Source organism: Candidatus Protofrankia californiensis, from assembly GCF_900634765.1.
GTDB classification, from domain to species: Bacteria; Actinomycetota; Actinomycetes; order Frankiales; family Frankiaceae; genus Protofrankia; species Protofrankia californiensis.
The window spans coordinates 1-2,393 of record NZ_CAAAFT010000115.1 but is presented as its reverse complement, the minus strand read 5'-3'; the positions used below and the strand labels follow the sequence as shown (position 1 = coordinate 2,393).

The 2,393-nt window shown below is 68.5% G+C and carries 2 protein-coding genes and 1 pseudogene; all 3 read left to right on the top strand.

The annotated features are described in order from the left end of the window. Positions 1–180 (top strand): annotated as a pseudogene (locus DD1DGNOD_RS27815) (J domain-containing protein); the annotation flags it as partial. Between the two features lie 471 nt (positions 181–651). Further along, positions 652–1,203 (top strand): hypothetical protein, encoded by a 552-nt coding sequence (locus DD1DGNOD_RS06825; protein WP_131765729.1) that lies wholly within the window; start codon positions 652–654, stop codon positions 1,201–1,203. 391 nt (positions 1,204–1,594) lie between these two features. Next, positions 1,595–2,393: agmatinase family protein (locus DD1DGNOD_RS06820; protein WP_346434280.1), on the top strand; the 799-nt coding region annotated here is incomplete at its 3' end.

The window sequence follows — 2,393 nt, the reverse complement described above, 5'->3', positions numbered from 1 at the left end:
TCCGGTGCCGGTTCCGGTGCCGGTTTCGGTGCCGGTTTCGGTGCCGGCGGGGCAGCCAGACCGGCATCTGAACGATCATCGGACCCGGCGGCAACCGTGACCGGGCTGCTCTCCTGGGATCCTGGATCGACAGCCGGCCGGGCCTGTTCGTCCGGCTGCGCCGAGGTGGGTCTGGGGTAGGCGTCGTGCTGCGGCAACAGGCGGTTGACGATGCGACCGTTCGGACCCGGCGCGCGGTGCAGACGCCCATTGTCCGACAAGCGCCGACAAACCTGGTTCACGGTCTGGCGGCGCAACTCGAGTGCTTCCGCCAACTGTCCGTCGTCCAGGCCGGCCGGAACCCTTGCCAGCCGCTCAAGAATGCGGTCCGCGACAGTAGACACGAACATGAACGCTATACGCCATCGAACATGGGGTTGCAAACAGGGTGGGTCGACTTCGATGCCTGCCGTCCGACCGTGGTGACTCCGGCGCTCCCCGCGAACGACCGGCGCGGAACCGTGTCGACCCGGTGGCCGGCTATGCGCGCGTTAGCCGCGGGCCATCAAGGGAATGGCCACGAAGGACAAGACCGGCCGCCATGGTCCGTCCCTTGTGATTGAGGATCGGCCGGACAGATCCTGAGAGCTTTGATCCAATCAGGAGGCAGCGATGACGCAGCCGATCCCGGACGGCGACAACAGTGTCGACATCGATTACTTCTACAGCGGCTACGTCAACACGTACGGAAGTCCGCTTGAACAGTCCGAGAGTCTCGACAGTGACGGCCTGGGCTCGACCGACCGCGGTTTCGACCCGCTCGATGACGGCTGGGATCCTCCGGACCGCTTCAGCGCAGGTGAGCGCTTCGGTACGACCGCCCAGGAACAACGCATCGGCGAGTCGCTGGACTCGCTGCTCGCCCAGGAGCAGCCCGAACCGGACCCATATACCGAGGCGGCGCGGCTGGAGTCCGGTGAGGTCCTGGAATTCGACGTGTACGCCTCGATCGACGACGCTGTCGAGCGGCCGCTGAGCCTTGACGGCGAAGGGAAGCCGGATGATTCACCGACCCTGCTCACCGACGACGAGGGCGTGCGCAACGTGACGACGGGCGAGCTTGTCGCGCGCGGGCCCGTCGGCGGTCGTAGCCGCGGCCGCGACGAGACCCGGCTGGCAGGCGCACCAGAGGAGGACGCGGTTCGCATCCGCACCGCGGAATGATTTCGGATTGAAGATCGAAAATAGGCTTTCGCCCCGGCCTCCGCCCTTTCATCCCGCTTGGTGGAGGATGGCCGAAGGCGCCGTCGCAACAGTGCGGGCATGCAATTAGTGATAATAATTTCACCCTACGTTAAATCTCGGACGGAAATCACGCGGGCGAGGAGGAGCGATGGCAGGTCCGGTCGACCCACTCGCCCGGCGCGGCGGGGACGCTGCCCAGGTGCGGGCACATGACGTCCGGCCCCCCACAGGACCGGTATCCCCGGTACCGATGTCCGCAGCGTCGGTCTCCCCGGCGCCGGCCTCCGCGGCACCGGCATCCCAGACGCCGGTCTCCGCCGACGATGCGCCCGGATACGAGGGGCTGGCAACGTTCTGTCACCGCCCGTGGATGCCGGCGCTCGACGATCTCGCGGCTCGCCGTCCGGACGTCGCGGTGATCGGCGCGCCGTTCGACATCGGGACCACACACCGACCGGGCGCACGCTTCGGCCCGCGGGCACTGCGCGCGCTCGCCTACGAACCCGGCACCTACCATCTCGACCTCGGCATCGAGATCTTCGACTGGCTGGACGTGGTGGACGCCGGGGACGCCCGTTGCCCGACCGGGCAGACCGAGGCGTCGCACCGCAACATCCGCGCGAAGGTCGGCGGCGTGGCGGGTCTCGGGATCATCCCCGTGATCATCGGTGGTGACCATTCCATCACCTGGCCGGCGGCGTCCGGGGTCGCCGAAGCGATCGGTTGGGGAGAGCTCGGCCTGCTGCACTTCGACGCGCACGCCGACACCGCCGACATCGTCGACGGCAACCTCGCCTCGCACGGGACGCCGATGCGCCGGCTGATCGAGTCCGGGGCGGTGCGCGGGCGCAACTTCGTCCAGGTGGGGCTTCGCGGCTACTGGCCGCCGCCGGACGTGTTCGCCTGGATGCGCAAGCAGGACATGCACTGGCACCTGATGGACGAGGTCTGGGAACGCGGATCACGCGCGGTCGTCACCGACGCGATCGCCCGGGCCGTGGACGGCTGCCGGGCGCTGTACCTGTCCGTGGACATCGACGTGCTCGATCCCGGCTTCGCACCCGGCACCGGGACGCCGGAACCGGGCGGAATGACCCCCGCGGACCTGCTGCGCGCCGTCCGGCGGATCGCTTTGGACACCCCGCTGGTCGCCGCGGACATCGTGGAGG